This is a genomic window from Streptomyces sp. H39-C1, assembly GCF_027158125.1.
GTDB lineage: Bacteria > Actinomycetota > Actinomycetes > Streptomycetales > Streptomycetaceae > Actinacidiphila > Actinacidiphila fildesensis.
Window position 1 is genome coordinate 1 of sequence record NZ_JAPVLS010000105.1, and the last position, 21,586, is coordinate 21,586.

Consider the following 21,586-nt stretch of genomic DNA (forward strand, 5'->3'; position numbering starts at 1 on the left):
CGCGGTACAGCGCGACGGCATCGGCCCGGAACTCAGGGGTGTACTTCGACGTCCCCAACGGGAACTCCTGTCCTATGGATCTTCACGATCCAATGATCAGGGTGTCCTCGATCAAGGGGAAACGCCCGACCTCCTGCCCAACCGAGAGGCGGACACGCTCGCGGCTTGGCTTTCCGAGCGGCCCGAAATTGAGATCATCTGCCGTGACCGTGCCGTCTTCTACGCCGAAGGCGCTGCCCGCGGTGCCCCGCAAGCCCTCCAGGTCGCCGACAGATGGCACCTCTGGCACAACCTCGGCGAAGCCGCCGAGAAGTACGTCTTCCAACACCGCGCGTGCCTGCGACCGGCACCGGCGCCACCGGAGGAGCCCCAGCAAACGTTAGATCCGCCCACGTCGTCGCCTTGGCCGACAGGACACCGGTTCGCCGAGCGAACCCGCGCCAAGCATGCAACCGTCCACGCGCTCCTGGCCGCTGGACACAGCAAGCGGTCCATCGCCCACCAGCTCGGCATGGGCTTCAGCACCGTGCTCCGCTTTGCCCGCGCCGCAGAGCCGGACAACTGTGCACCGGTCAGTGGCAAAGCCGACCTACCAAGCGGGCGGCTTCGGAGTGGATCAGGTCGAGTTGGTGGCGGGCGCCGTCGACGAGCACGATCCAGTCCCGCAGATGCTGCGGGTCGCGGGAGGTGGCCTGGGCGAAGGCGTCAGCGACGACCTGTTCTGGGGGACGGATCAGCGAGACGGTGCACCATTTCCGTACCGCTTTTGGGCCCGTCCTGGGCGGCCGGGCCTCGCTGCGCCCACCGGGCGGATGAACGATGTCGTGGGGCCGGCGCGGAGCGGGGGTGGTGTCGAAGACGCAGGCCACCGTCGCCATGCGCTTGCGGTTGGGTTTCTCCCCGGGGGCCAGGCGTCCGCGTCGGCCTGCCGCGGCACTCTTGGCCGCGGCTTGGCGGGTGGCTTCGCGCAGGGCTTCGGGGCGCATCACCACGCCCTTGCCGTCGATCTGGATGACCAGGGGCATCTCGCGGGTGCACGGGGTCGGGATCTTCACCGTGTAGTAGGCGGCGATGTCGACGGCCGAGGCGACCACCAGTTCTTTGAGGCGGCGCTTGCCCAGCACTTTCCCCGCTTCGACCCTTTGCGTAAGCAACGCCGCTTCGGGCGTAGTGGTTCAGGCGGCGCTGACGGCCCGGCTGCGTTCAGCAGGGTCGGACCCGCCCTTGGCTGCCGCCACTGCGTCCAGGCCACGAAGCTGGGGTGAACCTCCTCATACGAGGGGCCGACAGCCGTGTCCTCCCCATCGGTGGCAGCGACCTGGGGTGAGGTACGCGGCCAAGGCGTGCGGGCCGGTCTGGTCTACCCGGTCCCCGACCCGGCCTTCCCGTTCCTCGGCGTCCACCTCACCCGTGACGTGCATGGCGGGGTGCACCTCGGCCCCAACACGGTCCCGGCGATGGCCCGCGAGGGCTACCACCGCCGTACGTCGAGGGCCCTGAAAAGGGGGATCTGACAGGTCCGAATCCTGTCGATCGGGGCAAGTTCGGGTCGAAGATCCACTTAATTGTCGAGCGCACCGGTCTGCCCATATCCGTCGTCATCTCGGGTGCGAACATGCACGACAGCCAGGGCCTGGAGCCGCTCGTGCGCGGGATACCGCCGATCCGCTCACGCCGCGGACCCCGGCGCCGCAAACCGGGAAAGCTCCACGCGGACAAGGGCTACGACCACCGCCACCTGCGCCAATGGCTCCGAAGCCAGGGCATCGTCCACCGAATCGCCCGACGCGGAATCGAGAGCTCAACCCACCTGGGACGTCACCGATGGGTCATCGAACGAACCATGTCCTGGATCGCCGGCTGCCGCCGCCTCCACCGCCGATACGAACGCAAGGCCGACCACTTCCTAGCCTCCACCAGCATCGCCTGCACCCTCATCCGCTACCGACGACTCACCAAATGAGATGATTTCTAAGCCCGTCCGTATCCGCCAGCCCGGAGAACCGCTCACCGCCGAGGAGATCGACCTGCGCGATCGGCTCCAGTCCCAGCCCCACCCGAACGCCGAGCTGCGGTAAAGCCCCCCGCGCGTGCTACCGGCTGAGATCGGGCACGTGGCGTACCTCGTCCAGGCGCACGTAGTGCCCGGCGGGGTAGTCCGCGTTCAGGGTGAGGTGCGGCCGACCGGTCTCCATGTCGACGGTCCAGTCCCCGGAGCCGCCGGTCAGGATCGGCGGCGGCTCGTCAACAGACGCGCAGAGAGACGGCCAACGAAGGCTCAGCGCAAGATCCGACACGGATGTCCCGAGACCGCAAGACCATGATCAAGTGCTTAACGCCAACGGCTGTACCGATGGTCCCCATGGCCGATCCTGCCGGGGAGGGGCCGTGAGCGGCGCGGCGCGGATACTGCCTCCTCCGTGCCGCTCGTCGACCCCTGGCCGTCTCTTTACCCGCTGTCGAAGCTCCGCCTACGGCGCGGCAGCCGGGACATCGGGGCGAGGGTCGATCGGCGTGAGCACGCCGAGGCGGTCCTCGATCTCCTGGGCAGCGGCCAGGCAGAGGTCTTCCCGGAACGCGCGCCCGATAATCTGCACGCCGGACGGCAGTCCGTCGCTGACTCCGGTCGGTACGGCGACCGCGGGAATGCCCACAAAGCTGGTCACCGTGCACAGTCGCATGCTCTCGGCGACCCGTTCCCGCCCCGTTTCGTCGCGTGACTCCAGTCCCGGCTCCACGGGCGGCTCGGTGAACACCGGTCCGAGTAGCAGCGGGAACTCGTCGAGGAACTCCGCCCAGGAGCGGCGGATGCCGAGCCAGGTCCCCATCAGCTTCGTGAGCTCTGCGGCGCTCGCAGGAGGAGTCTTCTCCATGGCCATTTGGATGTAGCGGTCTCCGCCTTCGCCGAGCAGTTTCCGCACCACCGGCCAGGTCGGCGCGAATTCGGTCACGGTGATCCGGCCGTATGCCTCGAGTGCCTCGTCCAGCCGCGGAACGTCCGCCACCTCCTGCACGTCGTACCCTGCGTCGCGCATCGCGTCCGCTGCCGCTGTGACGGCCCCGCGGACCGTGGGGTGGACGCCGTGGCCGCCGGGGTCGGCGACAAGCGCGACCTTGACCGGCCCCGGCAGCGGTTCGCCGTAGAGGGGCACGGGTACGGCCCGCGGGTCCCGTGGGTCGGTCCCCGCCAGCGCCTCGTATGCCAGCCGCAGATCGGCGACCGTACGTGCCAGGGGCCCGTCGGTGACCAGCATCTGTGAGGCTGGTCCCGGGTCGTCCGGTCCGAGGACGCGGTGGTCGGCGGGGAACCGCCCGGTGGTCGGTTTCAGCCCCGTCACGCCGCAGAACGAGGCCGGGATCCGTACTGATCCGCCGGAATCGTTGCCGAGTCCGAGCGCGGCCATACCGGTGGCGACGGCCACTCCGTCACCGCCACTGCTACCGCCCGGGGTCCGGCTCGGGTTCCACGGGTTGACGGTGTCGCCGAACAGCTCGCTGCGGGTGTGCATCCCGGCCAGGACCAGGGTGGGCATGTTGCTGTGGCCGATCGGTATGGCTCCCGCCGCGCGGAGCCGGGCCACAGGGGGTGCGTCGGCCGGAGCCACCAAGTCGCGGAAGCGTGCCGTTCCGAGCGTGGTCGGCACGCCTTCGACAGCCGTGGTTTCCTTCACCGTGAACGGCACGCCGGCCAGCGGCCCGAGTTCCTCGCCCGCTGCTCGCCGCTGGTCCGTGTGTGCCGCGGCCTTGCGGGCTCGCTCAGCCAACAGCTGCGTGACCGCGTTGACCTGTGGGTTGACCTCGGCGATGCGTTCCAGGTGGCTGTCGATCAGTTCGACCGCCGATATCTCTCCGCCTCGGACGGCCTTCGCCTGGGCGGCGGCCGTCATTGCCCACAGGGCGTTCTGCCTGATCATCGTGCTTCCTATCCACATGCCGAAGTGCCTGTGTCCGAGACCTTATCCCGGAAGCGATACGATCGTATTGGAATAAGGAGGATGACCGGGCATGCCCAAACAGGTGGACTACGAAGGCCGACGCCGCCGGATCGCCGAGGCTGTCTGCCTTCTCGCAGACGAACACGGACCGGAGGGAGTGAGCATGCGCGACGTCGCCGCCCGCGCGCAGGTCTCACTGGGCGCCGTGCAGCGCTGCTTTCGCAGCAAGGGGGAGATGCTCCTCTTCGCCGTCGATCACGTCGGCGAACGCATCACCGAACGCGTGAGGACCCGCCTGACCGCCAGCCCGGCCCAGTCGGCCGCGACAGCCCTGGGCCACGCGACCAACGAGATTGCCCTGCTCCGCGAAGAACACCGCGCCGAGGCACGAATCTGGCTCGCGTTCGTCGCTCAGGCTGCTGTCAGCGAGCCACTCGCAGGCCCGCTGAGAACCAGCTACGCGGCCCTCCAGAACCTCCTCGTCCGCCTCATCACGGAGGCCGCCGAGAGCGGCTCGGCCGACGAAGGCGCTACGCCGCCCAACCCGCAGCACGAGGCTTGCACTCTGCTGGCCCTCGCCGACGGCCTCACCACCCATGTACTCCTAGGCCACTTGACCGCTGAGGAAGCCGAGGAAGTCCTGCACGCGCATCTTGTCGGCCTCTGGGAACGCCTCGGCACCATCCGCCCCGAAAAGCCGTCTGACACTCCGGGCGCTCATCGCTTTGCGCGTGCCGTGTCAGCTGCACCGAATTAGTAGGGCCGGGGAGCTGCCACGGGCACCAGGTCGAGCTGCTTGTCCATGTCGAGCAGGAACGTCCCGCACGGGTTGACGTTCGACTACATGAGCTACGACGCTGACTGGGACGTGGTCCAGGACGCCTGGTGAGGACCCTCCAAGGGGCCACCGCTCTACCCATCATTCAACCTGCGGTGGCGCCCGACGTGAATGCGCTGTCATCACGTGTACCTGCGACAGCTTCCACCAGGGCGACAAGGCTGTTCGCAACCATGGAAGCGATGCCCGGGTCTGATCGCCGACTGATGTCCGGGGCGTCGTCCCGAAGGAGGAGGGCGGGCTCGCCCGCAAGGTTGATGGCGAGGGGACCGTGGCGGGATGTGCGGCGTGGGTGCGAGGCGAAGCATGGAGACAACCGCACGCCGCTCCGGAGGTTGTCATGAATGCCGCGAACACACTGCCCACCACGGCCAAGGCCACAGCCACGGGCTTGGCGGTGCCGCGTTGGGTGGACCTGGCGGCGCATGCCGTGCCGCTAGCCGTCCTGCCCTCGGGGCTGTGGCGGATGGCCATGGCCGTGGGCATCCCGGTGGGTTTCAGCGGCCAATTGGCCAAGGACTGGCAACCCGGGCTGGAAGTTTCCTCCTACATCACCCTGCTGACACTTGTCACTGAGGGGCTCGCGCTCATGACTCTCGGCCTGGTCAGGCCCTGGGGCGAGAGAGTGCCGCGCTGGATCCCACTCCTGGGTGGCAGGCGCGTGAGGACCTGGGCGGCGGTTGTTCCGGCGCTGCTGGGGGCGTTCGCGGTCACCGCACTGACGACGGAGATGTTTTGGGGTGGCTGGCCGGCAGAAGCAGGCGGCTCCGAGGCGCCGCAGGGCATGGCCGCGTTGATCATGAACGCGTGCTACGTGCCGATGCTGCTGTGGGGGCCGCTGGTCGCCGTCGTCGCGGTCTCCTACGCACTGCGACGCCGGAGGTAGATAGCTTTTGAGGTCTCGGCACCTGGCGAACCACGTGGCAGAACGGCCTATGGCCTGCGAGCAAGCGTACTGGCTGCGCTCACAGAACGGACAGAGGCCGGGAGCCCGTGCGTGTAGAGATCGAGCGCGAGGGTCAGCGTCGCGTAACCGCGTCGCCGAACACGGTCTCGCGCAGCTTCACCGGCATCGGGGTCGAGTCCAGCACCAGGACCTGGCCCTGGCGGTGGACCACCATCCGGCCCGCAACGCCGGCTTCCGCGGCGGCCTGCGCCGTCCGTCCGTAGCGTGGTCGGGCGCCTCCGGGGCCGAACCACTCCTTCCAGACGTCCGCGAACGTCCAACGGGAAGGGATCTTCTCGGCCGGAAGGCTCGCTCACCCCGCGCCGGCCCACGTGGGGTGAGCCACCAGGCCGCAACAACGTCGGCTGCCGCCACCACCCTGTCCCGAACACTTCAGGGAGTACCCCATGCACGACTTGCACGTTGCTGAGCCTGCTCCCGATGAGCCCGCTGCCTTGGCGAAGTCTTCTACGCTGAAGCGCCTTTGGTTGCGCGCGTTCGGGAAGGCGGCTCCTGGCGGAGCCAGTAGTACCCCGAGTCCGACTCGCGGCCGGAATCGGGGGATCTCCGCCCCAGGGGTGGCGGAGAAGGCCCTGCGCCAGGGGCGCCGGACCAAGCCGGGACCGAGGGCGGCCCCCATCCGGAAACCCTCCACGCCACGCAGCAAGCGATCCTGCACCCCGAACGTACTGGTGCCTCTGCCGGCGGCGAGCCGCTGGTGCAGGGTGTGCAACCCGCGATCCGCCGCTTCACGGGCGAAAAACGGACCATGCGCGTCGGCCCCTTGCGCTTCACCGACCATGAGCGCACCCGCCTCCAAGAGGCCGCCGCCGAGCACAACTACAAGGGCGAATCCGGCTTCGCAGCCGACATCGTCATCGCGTTCATCACCGGACGGTTCACCGCCAACCTCCCCCTCAGCGAGGACCGCCGCCGCACGCACATCTTCCGCGCCCAGGTGCTGCGCGCACTCAACCGCACCGGCTCGAACGTCAACCAGATAGCCCGCGCCCTCAACACCGGCTACACCCCGCCCGACATCATCCAGCGCCTCGACGAACTGCACCACCTGCTCACGGACATCGCCCAGGCCCTGTGCAATCCTTCCGACCCGACGGAGGTCTGACCGGAATGATCGCCGCCATCAAGCCCTCCGGCGCCAACACACGGGGCTTGCTCGCCTACCTCTACGGCCCCGGACGACACGACGAACACCTCGACCCACACCTCGTCGCCGCCTTCGCCAGGCTCGGCAGGCCCGATCCCGGCCGCTATGAGAACGCCACCCTCACCGCTCTCGCCCACTACCTCGACGAACCCGTCACCTTGCGCAACAGCGAGTTCGGCAAGCCCGTCACCGACCACGTCTGGCACTGCGCGGTGCGCGCCGCCCCCCGAAGACCGGTACCTGTCCGACGCCGAATGGGGCCAGATCGCGCAGCGCATCGTCCAGGCCGCCGGCATCGCCCCCGACAGCGACGACCTGGGATGCCGCTGGATCGCCGTCCGCCACGCGGACGATCACATCCATATCCTCGCCACCACCGTCCGCGAAGACGGCCGCCGCCCCAAACTCCACGACAGCGGCATCCGCGTCGGTGATGCGTGCCGTCAGATCGAGAAGGACTACGGCCTGCGCCGCCTGGGCAAGGGCGACCGCACCGCAGCCGGGCGGCCCACCCAGGGCGAGATGCACAAAGCCACCCGCCTCGGTTGGGAACAGACCAGTCGCGAATGGCTCCAGGACCGCATCCGCGCCGCCATCCCCCGCGCCACCAGCGCCGAGGAACTCCTCGCCTACCTCGAAGCCGACGCCTTCGAGGTCAAACCCCGGCGCGGACCCTCCGGCGACCTCCTCGGCTACTCCGTCGGCCGCCCCGGCGACCTGAACAAGAACGGCGAGCAGATCTTCCACTCCGGCGGGAAGATCGCCCCGGACCTGCTCCCTGCCGAAACTCAAGGCCCGCCTGGAAACCACAGCGCCCGAGGAACACCCCACCGCCCGCCGCTATCGGCCCACGACCGTGTGCCAGCAGGCCACCGAAGCCCTCGACACCCTCCACACCGAGATCACCAGCAACAGCAGCGACGGCGACGTTGGTGATGCGCGGGCCCAAGCCCACGTCAGCGCCCTCGGCGAACTCCTCGAAGCAACCGCCCAAAAGGCCCCCGCTGACCTGCGCGCCCAGCTGCAGGCAGCCAGCATGGTGTTTGCGCGTGCCCAGCGCTCTCAGATTCGGGCACACGACCGTGCCGCCTACGCCCTGCGCACCGCAGCCCGCGACATCGCTAACACCGCCACCGGCCCTGACGGCAGCGCGCTCGCCGCCCTCACCGCCGCGCTCGTCTGGGCCGTCATCGTCGCTGGACGCTGGCATGAAGCCAAGGGCCACGCCCAACAGAGCAACGCCGCCCGGCAAGCCGTCAACCACCTGCAGGCAGCAGCCAACAGCGCGCTGGCACCGACGCTCACCAAGCTCGAAACCCGCCAGCCAAAGGAAGAGACCCTTCGCACGCTGGCCAGCGACGTACGCGCCGCTCTACCCGAACAAGCCGCCCGCATCCTGAGCGACCCCGGCTGGCCCGCCCTCGCCACCGTCCTTGCCGACGCCGAAGCAGGGGGCCACAAACCCCGCCAACTCCTCAAGGAAGCCGCCGCTCAACGCGAACTCGCCACCGCCCGCCAACCCGCACGCGTCCTGCTCACTCGCATCCAACACACCAGCCGCAACCCCGCACCCAACCCCCGAGCCGAAGCCGCCCCCCTCCGCTCGACCAAGACCACTGGCACCCAGACACAGCAGACCCCGCCGGCTCCGGCGCCCGCCCCCCGGGCGGCCAGGATCGATCAACCCCACCAACGCCGCCGATAGAGACGCCGCGCAGCCGGGCCGGTCACCTTCCATCAGGGTCTGACGGGTTCGAATTTCCGTACGCATGACCCGTGCACGACAGGGCAACCGCTGGTCAGGAGGTTGATAACCATGGGTCCACTGCTTCTGGTTCTACTGCTCGCACTGATTCTGTTCGGTGCCGGCTTCGCGCTCAAGATCCTCTGGTGGGTTGCGGTCGTGGTGCTGGTCGTCTGGCTGCTCGGCTTCGTCATGCGCGGCACCCACTCGTCGGGAAGTCGCGGTCGCTGGTACCGCTGGTAGCCACGACAGGCGCGTGAACACGGGAAGAGGCCCGGCGGACAATCCGCCGGGCCTCCGCCGTGCCCCCGGATCGTCAGCTGTCGAGGGCGCCTCTCCACCCAGGGGTCAGCGCGGAATGGCATGGGTAGGGGATCGGTGTCCGGGGGCGGCGCGGGGCGCGTGACCCATGCACGCGAACCTCAAGTTCACCCACCCCGTCCCCGGACCCCTGTCAGCCGATCAACTTCTCTCGCGCGAGTGCGTGGGCACTGGATCCCCCCATACGCATTGCGGAGCGTACGAAGCCGCCCGCACTGTGTGGGCTGCCCTACCGAGAGCGGCTCCGCCAGTACGCCACCCAGTCCCACGACAGGAGCGCCATGTGCTTCTTCCACCCCTGGGGATCGTGTTGGGCGATCTCGTCCCACAGCTGGGCGTTGGCGGCGGAGAAGGCGGCGACGGCATTGTCCGGCGCCTGTTGCCATGAGGGGAAGCGTCGTGTCCACTGGTCGGCGTCCTGTGCGCTGTGACCGGCTTCCATGAGGCGCAGGATCAGGACGGCGGGGTCGATCCAGGCAGCGCCGCGGGTGGGCCAGGCCCAGTCGATGATGTGGGCGTGTTCGGTGATCAGGATGTTGTGTGGGGCGAGATCGGTGTGCAGCAGGGTCTTGCCGGCGAACAGCTCGGCTTCTCCCGTATCCGCGTAGCTGCCCCAGCGTTGCTCGGCGCGCTTGAGCTCCAGATCGGGACATCGCGAAGCCTGCAGGTCGGCGATGGCCTGGGCGAGAAGCGGGAGGTCTTCGGAACCACGGGCGTAGTCCGCGTGGCGTCCGGTGATGCGTTCGTAGCCGATGAGGTCCCAGCCGGCGACCTGCACGCGCCACAGCAACCGTGGGGAGGCGGGGGGAAGGTGGGGGTTGATCTCGGCTTCACGTTGCTGCGTGCGGGCCTGCGGATGCGAGGGAACCCCCTTGATGAACAGGCTCGCGTCGGCGGTGGTCGCCAGGACGGCGATTCCGGAGTTTGCGCCGCCTGAAGCTGTCTCGGCGTGCAGGATGGATCCAGTGTGCTGCTCGACGGCGGCACGGGCGGCCGACGGTAGGTCTTCCCAGTGGATGCGGGTGACGGGCATAGCGGTTCCCGGGGTGTGAATGAGCGGGCCGACCGTCCCGACCCTATGGGGCCGGGACGGTCGGCTGTGGTGCGGCGCGGTTTAGTACGGGTTGTCGTCGCCGGCGTTGCAGGAGCACATGACGGTCTCGACGAGGGTGTCGAGGTCGCCGATGATCTCGACCTCGTCCTTGGCGAGCAGTCGTGTGGCGATGGTGATGGGTAGGGGTGTGGCGGTGGCTGTGGGTGCCATGGGGTCTACCTCTCTGAGTGTTGGCAGTAGGTGCGTTTTGGTGCCTTCGCCTCCTGGTAGAGCCTGGCGAGCGGTCGTCAGGTCCAGCAGGTGCCGGACAGCGAACAGCCGGAGCAGCCACCAGTGCGAAGCATGAGGGAATCGGCGATCTTGCCGAGGCGACGCAGGCCCTCTACGCCTTCTTCGATCAGCCGGATATTGGGGTCCCGCCCGACCTTGCAGATCGAGGCGACACCGAAGGGGTCGGCGTGGAAGAACGTGTGGCCGGCGTTGCAGCCGCCGAACGGTTTGCGCTGCCGCAGAAAGTCCGCGGCCTGCGTGGGAAGCGGCTCGCTGCCACCGGCGATGGTCGGCGACATGTTGGCGTACGTCTGGTGCGGGTAGCCGTACTGCTCGGCCAGGGCGCGCATGCCGTCGAGCTCGTGAGCGTTGTCGTCGGACACGATGAGGTTCAGTTTCACGGGTAGTGCGGCTTCGCGGGCGGCGGCCAGTCCTCGGGTGAAGCGGTCGAACGCTCCGCGGTTGCGCAGGACAGGCGGCTTGGAGAGCTGCGAGCCGTTCGACGAGATTGAGAGCATCATGCCGAGCGCGTAGGCGCGGGCGTAGCCGTAGGGCGACGGGCTACGGACGAGAAGTGTCTCGGCCGCTGAGAACTCGGCGAGATCCACATTCCACGTGCACCGCGCTGCCCTCGACCAGCCAGGCAGGGGAGTTGAAGCACTCGACGACCGCCTGCTTGAGTTCCAAGTACCTCGCCTGCGGGATTTTGATGCCAGACGACTCTCCCGGCTTGACGACTAGGCCGTGTCCGGCCGATCATCTGATCCGTTGATCTGGTTATGGGTCGGGGTGATCTGACTGACGAGGAATGGGGGCGGCTGGGGCCGCTTCTGCCGGTGAGCAACGGTCGCTGTGGCCGGTGGAGGGATCACCGGCAGGTGATCGACGGCATCCTGCACCGCGTGCGCACAGGCGTGCAGTGGCGTGACCTGCCAGAGCGATACGGGCCGTGGAAGACGGTTTATGAGCGGCACCGGTTGTGGTCGGCCAACGGCACATGGAAGCGGCTGCTGCAGCAGGTCCAGGCCGCGGCTGATGCCGCTGGGGAGATCGACTGGGATATCTCGGTCGACTCCACTGTGATGCGCGCCCATCAGCACGCGGCCGGTGCCCGTCGGACACCCCCCACCGGCCGTCACCGCTTCAAAGGGGGCAGCAGTGGTGGGACACCAGAGCGAATCACCGTAGACGAGCCTCGTCGCCCGGCCGGTGGAGGTGGTCCAGCAGTTGAGGGACTTGGCCGCTCGCGCGGCGGTTTCACCACCAAGGTCCATCTGAGCGCGGACGGCCGGTGTCGGCCGCTGTCACTGATCGTGACACCAGGCCAGCGGGCCGACTGCACGCAGTTCGTCCCCGTCCTGGAAGAGATCCGCGTGCCTAGACTCGGGCCGGGGAGGCCACGCAAGAAGCCGGACAGCGTCGCCGCCGATAAGGCGTACAGCAACGGGCCTTGCCGCCGCTACCTGCGCCGACGCGGCATCAAGCACGTGATCCCGGAGAAGTCCGACTCCCGGGCCGCCCGTCTGAAGCGAGGTACCGGGGGCGGGCGGCCGCCAGGCTTCGACAAGGAGCGCTACAAGAAGCGGAACGTCGTGGAACGGGCGATCAACAGGTTGAAACAGTCCCGGGCCGTGGCCACCCGCTATGACAAGCGGGGCCATGTTTTCCTCGGCACTGTGACCGCAGCGGCACTGCTCATCTGGCTCAGGACCTGACCTGCCGCGAGCTCGCAGAGTTGAGTTCCTCAACGAGATCACTACTTGCGAAAGAAGAGTCATGCCCCGCAAGACGGCGGCTGCTCTACGTCTGGACGCCCTCTGCCGGTCCCATCTTCGGGGCTACCGGCGCCGGCCTTCACGGTTCTCACCTCACACTCTTCGTCAGGCGGCCAGTTTCGAAGCCGAACGCGGCCTACCCATCCGGCAGCTAGAAGACGCCGTCCACTGCTGGCAAGCGTTCGTACGCCGTCCAGGATGGCCTCTCTACCTGCCTGAGCCACACCTGCCCGGCTACGACATCTGGGATGACCGACTACTGATAGAGCGAGCCATCGGCGCTTTCGACAGACGAGCAGCACGGGAAATCGCGTCGATCGTCAAAGATGCCGACGCCGACTTCCTGGCACGCACCCTGCCCAACCCTCATGCTCCACGTGCCTGGCCGTGGTGGCGCCGCAGATGCCAAGACCTGGGCGACATCACACGTTCCATCACAGACGAATGATCGGCCGGACACGGCCTAGCTGAGCTTCGCAACCAGCTCGGACTCGGCCACGGACGCACCGCACCCAGCCCGGCACTGGCCCGGCATGCCCGGCTGGCGTTGAACAGCACCGTGACTGTGACGGAATTTGTGCTCGACACCTGGCAAGACCGGATCGAGCGAGGCACACTCACACCTCGCTCTCCATAAGTGGTTGTTTTTGAAGGCTGTTCTGCCCGCTGGGTGGAGTCCGGTGTTGCCGTCGGGGTTATGTGGGGGGCGTGGTGTGGTTGTTGGTGAAGATCCGGTTGAGGTGATGGTGGATTACCGCGATGGCCGACTCTGACGTCCGTTGGCCGACGAGGATGCTGGTGCCCATCGTGGCAGTCGTGGCGAGCAGGCTGATTGCTTCCGTACGTGCATCGACGGCTGGATCGGCCAGGGCGGTCTCCTGCGCCTGCTGGAGCAGTCCGGTCAGGGCGTTTTCGGCAGCGTCGGGGTTGTCGATGAAGGGCTGGGCGGCCAGTGCCTTGTCGGTGACGGAGAGGATCGCGTAGGAGCTGTACAGCAGGTGGAAAGTGCGGCTCTCGTCGTCGGTTGGCAGGGAGGCCAGCAGTAGTGCTTCCACCGTGGCGCGCGGGCCCGGGTCTGGGCCGGCGGCGGCCAGGCGGGCGCTCACACGCGTGGTGAAGCGGTCGGTGAGGTGCTTGAGGCCGTAGAAGAGCAGCTTCTCCTTGGTCTCGAAGTAGTACTGCACGAGTCGGAGGGATACGCCGGCCTCGGCTGCGACGTCGCGCATGCCGACGGCGTGCAGCCCTCGCCGCCCCGCGACTTGGATGAGCGCTTCGGCGATCTGGGTGCGCCGTTCCTCGTGGTCCACGCGCTTTGGCATCAGTGCTGTCTCCGGCAGTGGGTGGAGTGGGTGGTTCAGGGGCTTGCAGGCCGGCTCGGTCCGACATTTCCATGGTACCGCCGTATCAAGAACGTGGTACGTTCGTATCACGAAGAACAGATCTTCCTGGAGGTGCCCCGTGCCCAAGAACGCGACCCGAGTGCGACGTGACGTCGGCCGCTACGTGAGTGACGAGCTGCGCGACCGCTATTTCGCCGCCGCGGACGTGCTCTACGCGATGGGAGCACCCGCCCGTTCCGAGACGGACGTGGAGACGAGCTTCGGCACTACCCACGTCTACCGCTACGGTCCCACCGAACCCAAGGCCGAGTCCCGAACGCCGATCGTCCTGATCCACGGCGCCGGGTACAGCTCCGCCATGTGGTACCCCAACACCCCCGGGCTCAGCCTCGACCGCCCCGTCTACGCGCTCGACACCCCGGGCGACGCCAATCGCAGTGTCCACCGCGAGCCCATGTGGCAACCCGAGCGCGCTGCCCAGTGGATGGACGAAGCCCTCGACGCGCTCGGCCTCGACAAGGTCCACCTTGTCGGCTCCTCCTACGGCGGCTGGCTCGTCCTCAACCAGGCGCACCGCCGCTCCGAACGACTTGTCTCCGTCACCGCCCTCGACCCCGGCGGCCTGGAGAAAGTCGGCCTGCGCTTCTTCGCCTGGGTCTTCATCAGCCTGTTCGCCACCTTCGCCCCCAAGGCCCTGCGCCCCCGGCTCGCCAAGTGGCTGGACCAGCCGGTCATCGCCATCCCCGAGATGCGCAAGTGGATCCAGGTCGGCGCCCGCGCGTACCGAATCCGCCGCCCCGCACCCCTGCCGCTTGCCGAGGAAGCGCTGCGGTCCATCCGGACCCCGCTGTACTTGATCATGGGCAGGCACAGCCTGCTCGTGCACCCGAAGCGGCAGCTGGAGCGCGTACCGCGCCTGATACCCGGGGCCCGCGCCGAGATCATCACCGCGACCGGGCACGGCCCGCAGATCGACCACCCGGACGTGGTCAACGCCCGGATGCTGTCCTTCATGGAGGACGTCGACTCCCTCGACCCGGCAGGGACTCGGGGCGCCACGTGCGCATAGACGGGCAAGCAGCCGAGGCCCACGCGGACCGTCCAACAACGCATAACCGCTGCTCGACGGCAATGGTGCGTCGATGACCTTCGCGCGCTGGTATCTGTCGTGGCTTGAGGAAGCCGAACGTCAGTCGGCGTCAGCCAGTATCGCTTCCATCCGCCCGAGTCCTCCATGTTCGAGCGCTGCATCGGGCTCGCTTGGTGTTCCTGCTGCAGGGTCTACTCCGGCAACATGCTCTACGTTCCGCGGCAGCAAGTTCTTGTCGACCTCCTCGCCTCTCTTCCTCCTGAGCAGCGCGAGCGGCTCCTACGCTCGGAATCGCGAGTGATCGAGTTCCTGGACCGCCAGGCCCGAGGCGGCAGGGATTAGGGACGGCGGCAATCCGCTCGCCCGTCGTTTGCCCGACCGCGTACGGTCTGCGCATGACGAGGACCACGCCGGCCAGACCGGTGTCCGTGGAGGTCGTGTTCCCGGAGCTGGCCCACTACCGAGCTCGGACAACCCGGTTGCACCCTAGACCGGGGCAGCCCGGCATGCACGACAGTCACGTCGGCGGGCCGATGCTGTGGCCGGACAGCGAACCCTGGCCGCTCTGCCATGAGCCGCACCAGCGCGAGAGCGAGGGTTACGCACCGGAGGAGATCCGCAGCGCCCGGGCCGCAGGGGCCTGGCCGCCGAGCCGGCCATGGCCCCCCGCAGTAACTCCTGGACTGGACGGTCCGGTGCCCTTCGTGGGGCTGGCCCAGTTCTTCCACCGTGACATCCCGGGCCTTGCCTGCGGACCCGACAACGCGGACCTGGTGCAGCTCTTCCGCTGCCCCTTCACCCACGGCCCGCACCTGGAGCGCCGCTACCACCTGCGGTGGCGACTGGCTGGGCAAACCGAGCAAGCGGAACCCTTCCTCGCTGATCCGCCCCACCTGCCCCTGCTTCGATGGGAGCACGAACTGCCCCAGCCCTGCGTCCTGCACCCGGAGGAGGTGGACACCTACCCCTGGGCGGAGGACGACACGCTGCCCGCCTCGTTGATCGCGCGCATCGACGCGTGGGACGACACCCAGGTAGTGGAACACGGCCCCAACGCCCCCAGCTACCAGTACGACCTGTCGATCCCGCCCGGCTGGCGCGTCGGTGGCTTCCCCAGCTGGGCGTCAACGGGCCCGATGGCCATCGGCTGCGCGTCCTGCGCAACCCCCATGCGGCTGCTGCTGACGGCCGAGGGCTACGAGATGGACGCCGGCTCGCACAGCTGGGTGCCACTGGAGGACCGTGACCCGACCCTGAGCGGGAAGGCGTCGATCCGGGGTGGTCAATCCGTTGCCCAACCCACTCGGCTCCGCTTCGGCCGGGACCGGGACCTGCACGTTTTCACCTGCCCGGCCGACCCCGGACACCCGCCCCAGTGGGTGCTCGCCTAGCCAGGGCGTTTGACGGCTTCTCTGCACCAAGTCAAGTGGTCGGCCCGACGGGCCTTCACCGGTTTCTGGGTAAAAGCCAGTCGCCTGTGTCGCGATGGCGGCCGAGGCCGACTGCGGCGAACTCGTCGACGTGATCGCCCTTTGCGGCCCCGAGCCACCGCAGCGCCTGAGAGATAGGAGTGCCGGTCGTCGGCGACGGCCCCCCTTCGGCCAGGCGCAATGGGCCAAGGGCTACCTGGCCTGCATTCCAGACCTGGGCGGTCTGGGTTCCTGCCCCGCCGAAGTGGTCGGCCTCGATGTAGGCCACCGGTCCTGTCTCCGAGCACGTGGCCAGCAGGCGATCAAGGCCCGCCGGTGCCTTCCAGAACCCGTCGAGTTCGGATGCTCCAGCGACCGTGACCGCATCGAACAGCGCGTCGGTCATCGGCAGGAGCCAGAGGTGCTGGCCGAGAGGAACGATGCACGCCCCAGCCGTGGAACCGACCAACTCTCGGAGCACGGATTCGGTGGCGATGACCGCCTGCAGGCAATACATCCCCTCATTCTCGCCTGGCCGCTGATCGCGGCGCGATGCCGGGTATGCCGAGGTCGACCGGCGCGACCCTGGTGAGCCGACGGGTCTGGTTTCGCTTCTGCCGCAGGAAGGACATGGTGAGGTCAATCCCTTCGATCTCACCGAGCCACTCCTCTGCTTCGGCCCGGGCCCGGCGGGCCAGAAGGTCGACCTCGATCTCGTCGAGGCGGGGCAGCATCTTTGGATTAATGTTGATCATGGGACATCTCAGGCAGGCGTGCTCATGCTGGCAAGGTGTCGAGTAGGGGCGGGCGCATCCTCCCAGTTCGACTTTGCGCTGGTCGAAGTGCTCCTCGAAGCCGAGCCATTCGGGTGCGGTGACCGGCCGGTACTCGTCGGTTGGCCTGGCCTGGCGGCGCCGGTCGAGGAATCCCTGGTAGTGCCGGACGACGTCCTCGTTGAACACGGCGACGTAGCCACGAGTTGTTTGAAGATCCAAATGCCCGAGTAGGGCTGCTCCGATGTGGATGGGGAGCCCGCTGTTGATCAGTTCAGTGGCCAGGAGCCGGCGAAAATCGTGCGGGGTGAAACTGGTCGCAAGGAAGCCGGGGTGCTGTTCGCCGAGCTCGACGCAGTGGCGCTTCAGCATGTTCACCACGGTGGTGTCCGACATGACCTCGTGCTTCGTGCCGATCTTGCGCTGGAACAAGAACGGCATGGGCGCACTGCTCTGACGTTCCTTCGGGTCGTAACGAGGCAACAGCGGGATGGTCTGGCCGCCGGTGGTGTGGCGGCGGACGATGGCCGCGATGACGGCGAACAACTCGGCGGACATCGGGATGACGCGTTCCCGGTCGCTCTTCGAGGGAGCGACCACCAGCAAGGCGATGACCTCGCCGTTGGGCCGTTGATACTGCCGGATGCTGAGATGGGTGAGTTCCAGGGCCTCCTCGATGCGCACGCCTGAGTGCCGCAGGACCTCAACGATCGCCCACTCCCAGAAGGCGGCGTCCTCGGCATGCGTGACGTTGATGTTCTTGCCGCTCCCCAGATCGAGGACGCGGACGTTCGCCAGCCCTCCGAGCCGGACGCGGCGTTCATCCACCCGGCTCCACAGGCGCTGATAGGTGCGGCCTTCCAGCGTGACGGTCTGCCCACCGGGCATGTCCGCAGCCTGCGCGAGCAGGTCACGGAGGTGGCCGTACCGGTTCTCCAGGTGTTCCAGGAGTGTGTTCAACAGCGGTTGCCGTTGCCTGGTGCGGTCGTCCATGCGTTCCTTGACGCGTCGTTTGCGGACCCCGTAACCGCGGACCTCGGCGTCCGAGACCGGACAGGGTGCCACCCAGATCGCCCACTGCTCGGGCTCCGCCGCTGCCCACGCCTGCAGATCGGCGTAGAAGGCGCGGACTGCCCGCAGGATGGGGTCGAAGTCGCGCCGCCCTTTGCCGTCCACGCGAATCGCGACCCGGTCCCGCCACCGCTGGTAGAGCTCGCCGTCGATGCGCAGGCCGGTCTGGTTGGGGGCAAGTTGTTCGACGGTCGCCCAGAAGTTGCTGGCCAGGTGGCGTGACAGGTTGTCCAGCGTCGAGTAGTCCAGTTCGGGCTTGCGTCGTTCCAGGTAGGCGACAAGCAGGTGGCGGACCCCGGTATTGCGGATCTTGTAGCGGTCGACTAGTTCTTCGACCGTCGACCGCCCGTTGAGCAGGGCCGCCTTCAGCGTCGCCGGCCCATGGGACGGGAAGTGGCCCATCGTGTAGAGCACTTGCCAGGCCAGGTGCCCGGGGAACCGGCTGCCGGCTCCGCGAGCCCCCAGGACCAGCCCCTGGCGGCGGCACTCCCATGCGTAGTGCAGGAATGCCTCGGGGGTCAGATCGGCCAGGGCGATGCCCTGCGTGGTGAGGGCGACCGCGATGTCGAACAGCGCGGTCCCGTGGTGAATCGGGTTCACCGGCGTGGCCTGGGTCTCAGCCCAAAACTTCTCCAATAGCGGGTCGTTCTGGGCGGCGAGGAAGCGCTGCCCGTAGTAGAGGAAGGTGTTCGACCGGAATGCCTCCAGTGAGGGCTGGATGATCCGCAGACACATCAGGCAGGCAGCGCCGGTGCCGATCTGGCTTCTCTCTCTGGGAGCCGATCTCAGTACCGAAACGGGGTTGCCGCCCTGGTTGAACCCGCTGGCCTCCCACCGCTCCTGCCAGGTCTCGCCCGGGAACTGGCTCAGGTGCTCCAGGAGGTCCCGGGCGCCGCGGCTCCGGTTCCATCGGTTGTCGGCCGACTTCGTCGGCCAGGTCGTGCGCACCGTCTGCGCGATGTCCTCGACGGAGGCGCGGGTCAGATCGCCTTGGGGACGCGGCGGGCCGCGCACGAATCCGTGCGTGTGGCAGTGGTCCCAGTACGCGGCCTGCCGCGGGCCGGGACACAGCCGGCACAAGAACGCCTGCGGCTGCGCGTTCTTCAGCAGCGACGCGTACAGCCGGCCGCGCAGGTGGTCCTGGTAGGGGCGGGCGACGCAGGCGGCGCAGGCGGGGCACAAGGTGGTGTAGCCGCTGCTGCTGGACGTGCGCCACTTCCAGACGTCCCCGGTGGTGTTGCAGCGGCTGCACCGGGCGGCCTGTTCGGCGCACTGAGCGGCGATCTGCTCCGCACGGTCCAGGAGGGCGGCGTAGGCGCGCGGGACACCGCAGGTGACCCGTGGCACGCCGATGCCGCCCGGCACCCGTTCCTGCGCGATGCGGTCGCCGCGTGGCTGAACGCCCCGCCCGGGGAGGGCTGGAGGGTGGAGGCGTCGCGGGGCAAGGACCGGATGGCCGGGCACCTGGTGCACCCGCGCAACCCCGTCGGGCGGTGGCAGCGCGGTGATCAGCACACCGAGATCCGCAGTGTGGGGGAGTGGTTCGGGGTCGGCGACGCCGACCCCGCCACGGTGCGCGACGCGTTCGTGGAGTTGTGGAAGGCGCTGAAAATCCACTGGTCGGACGTGGTGCTGATGGGCTCGCCGTCGCAGACCGGCCGTGACCTGTGGACCCGCACCATCCCGGCGAAGACGGGTGCGAAGTGGGCCGACGGGTACCCGGTGATGTCGGAGGAGATCCGCGGCCTCATGCACGCGACCGCCGGGCAGGGCCGCACCGAGCTGATCCTGCCCCCGGGCGTGCCGGAGCAGCTGCCGCGCCTGGTCGAGCTGGACCGTACCTTCGCCTACGCCAAGCACACCTGGGCCTCGGGGGTGGGCGCCCCGCGCCGCATCACCCCGGCCGCGTTCGCGGCGATGTCGGACAAGGAGAAGACGAACGCGTTGTACGCGCCGTCGCACTGGCAGGTGCGGGTCACCGTCCCGGACGGCTGGGAGCACGTCGGGATCCTCCCGGCGCCGGCCGCAGGCGATCGGGCGTGGGAGTACCCGTCCCAGGGCGGGCGCACGTTCGTGACGTGGGCGGGCGGCGCGGAGCTGAACGTGGCGCTGAACAACCCGATCGCCCCGTGGCGGATCGAGATCCTGGACGGCCTGGTCTGGCAGTCCGGCGACCCGCTCAAGGCCTGGTCCAAGAAGCTGAAGGACGCGTGGTCGCTGCTGCAGTCCAAGGCCGAGCTGCACGGCGACGAACGCGGCCGGGAAGCCGCCCGCCTCGCCTCGCGCGGCGTGCGCAGCATCCTGCTCTACGGCATCGGCGGCTTCGCGCAGCGCCCGCGGATCGTGACCGGCACCGTGCCGGTCGGGCAGGACGCCCCGGACGGCGCGCAGATCATCGGTATCGACGGCGACACCATCGTGTGGCAGAAGAACAGCGGCTTCTCCCGCGACCCGAACGCGCACCCCGAATGGTCCGCCGGCGTCTGGTCCGGGGCCCGCGCCGCCCTGCTGTCGACCCGCATGCGCGAGGACGACGTGTCGGTCGGCGCCCTGCACCTGCCCGCCCGCACGGTCGTCGCCTTCCGCACCGACGCGATCTACACCACCGCCGACGTCGCCTGGCCGTACCACGGCAACCCCGGCGACTACCTGCGCAAGGGCCACATCCCGTGGGAGCTGTCCGCCCCCCGGTCGGAGGATGAGCTGCTGTCCCATCAGGCGATCGGCCGCGAGGCACTGGCCGAGATGCAGGAGGCCACCCGGTGAGTAGCGATGAGGACCGGGACGCGGTGGTGCTGCCGCTGATCCGGGACGATGACGGCCAGTTGTACGCACCCGCCCACGCGGTGAGTTCCTTCCTGCGCCGCATCGGCGCCGACTGGTCCGAGTGGGTCGAGGCCGGCGTCATGGCGGACCTGGACGGCGAGACGGTGGGGATCCTCGCGGCGTCCTTGGACGAACTGGCGGATCAGATCGACGTGCAGTGCATCGGCCACCACACCCGTCTGACGGAAGGACCGCAATGACGCCCCGACGCCGCCGCGGCGGCCCGGCCGCCCCCCAGCTGAACGAAGCCGCACGCTTGACCAACGAGCTGCTGGCCGCCGGCTACACCAGAAAGCAGGTCGGCGACATCATCGGCCGCAACTCCAGCCTGGTCAGCCAGTTCTTCACCAAGGACAAGGGCGCCGCGTTCGTCGCCGCGCTGCGCGACGTCGTTCAGGAGGTCCAGGCCGGCGGCGCGTCCGACGTCGCCGACCTCAAGCGGATCGCCGCTCCCAACGTGAAGCGGCGGCTGCTCAAGGCCAAGCCGGGCGAGACCAAGCCGCACCGGGCGCGGGTGCGTACCAAGGACATCGTCGGCACCCCCGGCAAGTCGGCCATGGCCCGCGCCGCCCGCCAACACATCGCCTCCGGCGCTTCCCGCCTGCGCCCGGTCGTGGCGAACACCGCGGCCGCCGAGGGCGGGAAGCTCGCGTTCACGGTGCGCGCGAAGAAGGGCGCCTTCACCCACTCAGCAGGTTCCCGCATCGACTCCCCGGGCCTGCGCCGCGGGGTAGTGCAGCGCAACGACGGCACCGAGGAACGCGCCTACGGAGCCAGCCCCGGGGCCGGACAAGGTGCCGGTGGGTTCGACGCGGCGGAATGGAAGGACAAGGTCGACGCGGCCGGCGGCGACGTCGCGGCCGCGGTACGCGGCTGGCTGGTCGAGACCGGCCGCCTGCAACCCGACGCACAGATCACCCACATCGAAGTCCGCGGCTGGAAGCCCAGCTGACGCTGGGGCAGGCCCCCGGCCCCTCGCAGGTTGGGGAGCTCCGAGGCGCCCCTGAAACGCTGTCGCACCCTGTG

The 21,586-nt window shown here is 68.6% G+C and carries 18 protein-coding genes and 6 pseudogenes; 15 read left to right on the forward strand and 9 right to left on the reverse strand.

Features of this window, described 5'->3' with window-relative positions; translation table 11 throughout:
* Nucleotides 1-133: 133 nt before the first annotated feature.
* Nucleotides 134-475, forward strand: a pseudogene (locus O3W51_RS40935) (transposase); the annotation flags it as partial.
* A gap of 121 nt (nucleotides 476-596) precedes the next feature.
* Here the strand turns inward: O3W51_RS40935 and O3W51_RS40940 are convergent.
* Nucleotides 597-1,136, reverse strand: a pseudogene (locus tag O3W51_RS40940) (ISKra4 family transposase); the annotation flags it as partial.
* Nucleotides 1,137-1,352: 216 nt separating this feature from the next.
* On the opposite strand from O3W51_RS40940, the pseudogene O3W51_RS40945 reads away from it, so the two are divergent.
* Both O3W51_RS40945 and O3W51_RS40950 read left to right on the forward strand, forming a co-directional pair.
* Nucleotides 1,353-1,493 (forward strand): annotated as a pseudogene (locus O3W51_RS40945) (L-2-hydroxyglutarate oxidase); the annotation flags it as partial.
* A gap of 8 nt (nucleotides 1,494-1,501) precedes the next feature.
* Nucleotides 1,502-1,963 (forward strand): annotated as a pseudogene (locus O3W51_RS40950) (IS5 family transposase); the annotation flags it as partial.
* A 130-nt stretch (nucleotides 1,964-2,093) separates the two neighbouring features.
* Here O3W51_RS40950 and O3W51_RS40955 read toward each other — a convergent pair.
* Complete coding sequence (locus O3W51_RS40955; RefSeq protein WP_198359553.1) at nucleotides 2,094-2,297, reverse strand: hypothetical protein; 204 nt, start codon at nucleotides 2,295-2,297, stop codon at nucleotides 2,094-2,096.
* A gap of 174 nt (nucleotides 2,298-2,471) precedes the next feature.
* Entirely contained in the window at nucleotides 2,472-3,914 is a 1,443-nt protein-coding gene (locus O3W51_RS40960) for an amidase (protein WP_198359554.1), read from the reverse strand.
* A 91-nt stretch (nucleotides 3,915-4,005) separates the two neighbouring features.
* Here O3W51_RS40960 and O3W51_RS40965 point away from each other — a divergent pair, with 91 nt between their 5' ends.
* The 5 genes and pseudogenes from O3W51_RS40965 (at nucleotide 4,006) to O3W51_RS40985 (ending at nucleotide 8,874) form a co-directional block, all read left to right on the forward strand.
* Entirely contained in the window at nucleotides 4,006-4,692 is a 687-nt protein-coding gene (locus tag O3W51_RS40965; protein ID WP_198359555.1) for a TetR/AcrR family transcriptional regulator, read from the forward strand.
* A 421-nt stretch (nucleotides 4,693-5,113) separates the two neighbouring features.
* Entirely contained in the window at nucleotides 5,114-5,659 is a 546-nt protein-coding gene (locus tag O3W51_RS40970; RefSeq protein ID WP_198359556.1) for a hypothetical protein, read from the forward strand.
* 730 nt (nucleotides 5,660-6,389) lie between these two features.
* Complete coding sequence (gene mobC / locus O3W51_RS40975; RefSeq protein WP_198359560.1) at nucleotides 6,390-6,845, forward strand: plasmid mobilization relaxosome protein MobC; 456 nt, start codon at nucleotides 6,390-6,392, stop codon at nucleotides 6,843-6,845.
* Between the two features lie 5 nt (nucleotides 6,846-6,850).
* A pseudogene (locus O3W51_RS40980) lies at nucleotides 6,851-8,592 on the forward strand (relaxase/mobilization nuclease domain-containing protein).
* A gap of 111 nt (nucleotides 8,593-8,703) precedes the next feature.
* Complete coding sequence (locus O3W51_RS40985; RefSeq protein WP_198359557.1) at nucleotides 8,704-8,874, forward strand: hydrophobic protein; 171 nt, start codon at nucleotides 8,704-8,706, stop codon at nucleotides 8,872-8,874.
* A gap of 307 nt (nucleotides 8,875-9,181) precedes the next feature.
* Here the strand turns inward: O3W51_RS40985 and O3W51_RS40990 are convergent, their stop codons facing one another.
* The 3 genes from O3W51_RS40990 to O3W51_RS41000 form a co-directional block, all read right to left on the reverse strand.
* Nucleotides 9,182-9,985, reverse strand: coding sequence for a phosphotransferase (locus tag O3W51_RS40990; RefSeq protein ID WP_198359558.1), 804 nt, complete (start codon nucleotides 9,983-9,985; stop codon nucleotides 9,182-9,184).
* 81 nt (nucleotides 9,986-10,066) lie between these two features.
* Nucleotides 10,067-10,216 carry a hypothetical protein gene (locus O3W51_RS40995; RefSeq protein WP_198359559.1) on the reverse strand — a complete coding sequence of 50 codons (150 nt, stop codon included), beginning with the start codon at nucleotides 10,214-10,216 and terminating at the stop codon, nucleotides 10,067-10,069.
* A 77-nt stretch (nucleotides 10,217-10,293) separates the two neighbouring features.
* Complete coding sequence (locus tag O3W51_RS41000) at nucleotides 10,294-10,884, reverse strand: hypothetical protein (protein ID WP_232486307.1); 591 nt, start codon at nucleotides 10,882-10,884, stop codon at nucleotides 10,294-10,296.
* Between the two features lie 171 nt (nucleotides 10,885-11,055).
* Here O3W51_RS41000 and O3W51_RS41005 point away from each other — a divergent pair, with 171 nt between their 5' ends.
* A complete protein-coding gene (locus tag O3W51_RS41005) occupies nucleotides 11,056-11,991 on the forward strand; it encodes an IS5 family transposase (RefSeq protein WP_138357162.1) in 936 nt (311 codons plus the stop codon).
* Nucleotides 11,992-12,517: 526 nt separating this feature from the next.
* Nucleotides 12,518-12,688, forward strand: a pseudogene (locus tag O3W51_RS49105) (abortive infection family protein); the annotation flags it as partial.
* A gap of 58 nt (nucleotides 12,689-12,746) precedes the next feature.
* On the opposite strand, the gene O3W51_RS41010 reads toward O3W51_RS49105, so the two are convergent.
* Nucleotides 12,747-13,370, reverse strand: a complete 624-nt coding sequence (locus tag O3W51_RS41010) for a TetR/AcrR family transcriptional regulator (RefSeq protein ID WP_198359426.1) — start codon at nucleotides 13,368-13,370, stop codon at nucleotides 12,747-12,749.
* Between the two features lie 139 nt (nucleotides 13,371-13,509).
* Here O3W51_RS41010 and O3W51_RS41015 point away from each other — a divergent pair, with 139 nt between their 5' ends.
* Together O3W51_RS41015 and O3W51_RS41020 are read left to right on the forward strand one after the other, a co-directional pair.
* Nucleotides 13,510-14,460: an alpha/beta fold hydrolase gene (locus O3W51_RS41015; protein ID WP_269288861.1), complete on the forward strand. Its 951-nt coding sequence runs from the start codon at nucleotides 13,510-13,512 to the stop codon at nucleotides 14,458-14,460.
* Nucleotides 14,461-14,903: 443 nt separating this feature from the next.
* A complete protein-coding gene (locus tag O3W51_RS41020) occupies nucleotides 14,904-15,872 on the forward strand; it encodes a hypothetical protein (RefSeq protein WP_198359430.1) in 969 nt (322 codons plus the stop codon).
* Between the two features lie 55 nt (nucleotides 15,873-15,927).
* Here the strand turns inward: O3W51_RS41020 and O3W51_RS41025 are convergent, their stop codons facing one another.
* A complete protein-coding gene (locus O3W51_RS41025; RefSeq protein ID WP_198359424.1) occupies nucleotides 15,928-16,407 on the reverse strand; it encodes a hypothetical protein in 480 nt (159 codons plus the stop codon).
* 4 nt (nucleotides 16,408-16,411) lie between these two features.
* Entirely contained in the window at nucleotides 16,412-19,099 is a 2,688-nt protein-coding gene (locus O3W51_RS41030) for a tyrosine-type recombinase/integrase (RefSeq protein WP_269288862.1), read from the reverse strand.
* A gap of 60 nt (nucleotides 19,100-19,159) precedes the next feature.
* Here O3W51_RS41030 and O3W51_RS41035 point away from each other — a divergent pair, with 60 nt between their 5' ends.
* The 3 genes from O3W51_RS41035 to O3W51_RS41045 are packed head-to-tail and all read left to right on the forward strand — an operon-like array spanning nucleotide 19,160 to nucleotide 21,512.
* A complete protein-coding gene (locus O3W51_RS41035; protein WP_331284134.1) occupies nucleotides 19,160-20,500 on the forward strand; it encodes a hypothetical protein in 1,341 nt (446 codons plus the stop codon).
* Complete coding sequence (locus tag O3W51_RS41040) at nucleotides 20,497-20,760, forward strand: DUF6213 family protein (protein WP_269288863.1); 264 nt, start codon at nucleotides 20,497-20,499, stop codon at nucleotides 20,758-20,760. The genes O3W51_RS41035 and O3W51_RS41040 overlap by 4 nt, the downstream gene beginning before the upstream one ends.
* On the forward strand, nucleotides 20,757-21,512 hold the full coding sequence (locus tag O3W51_RS41045) for a hypothetical protein (protein WP_198359422.1): 756 nt from the start codon (nucleotides 20,757-20,759) through the stop codon (nucleotides 21,510-21,512). Before O3W51_RS41040 ends, O3W51_RS41045 begins: the two co-directional genes overlap by 4 nt.
* Nucleotides 21,513-21,586 lie beyond the last annotated feature (74 nt).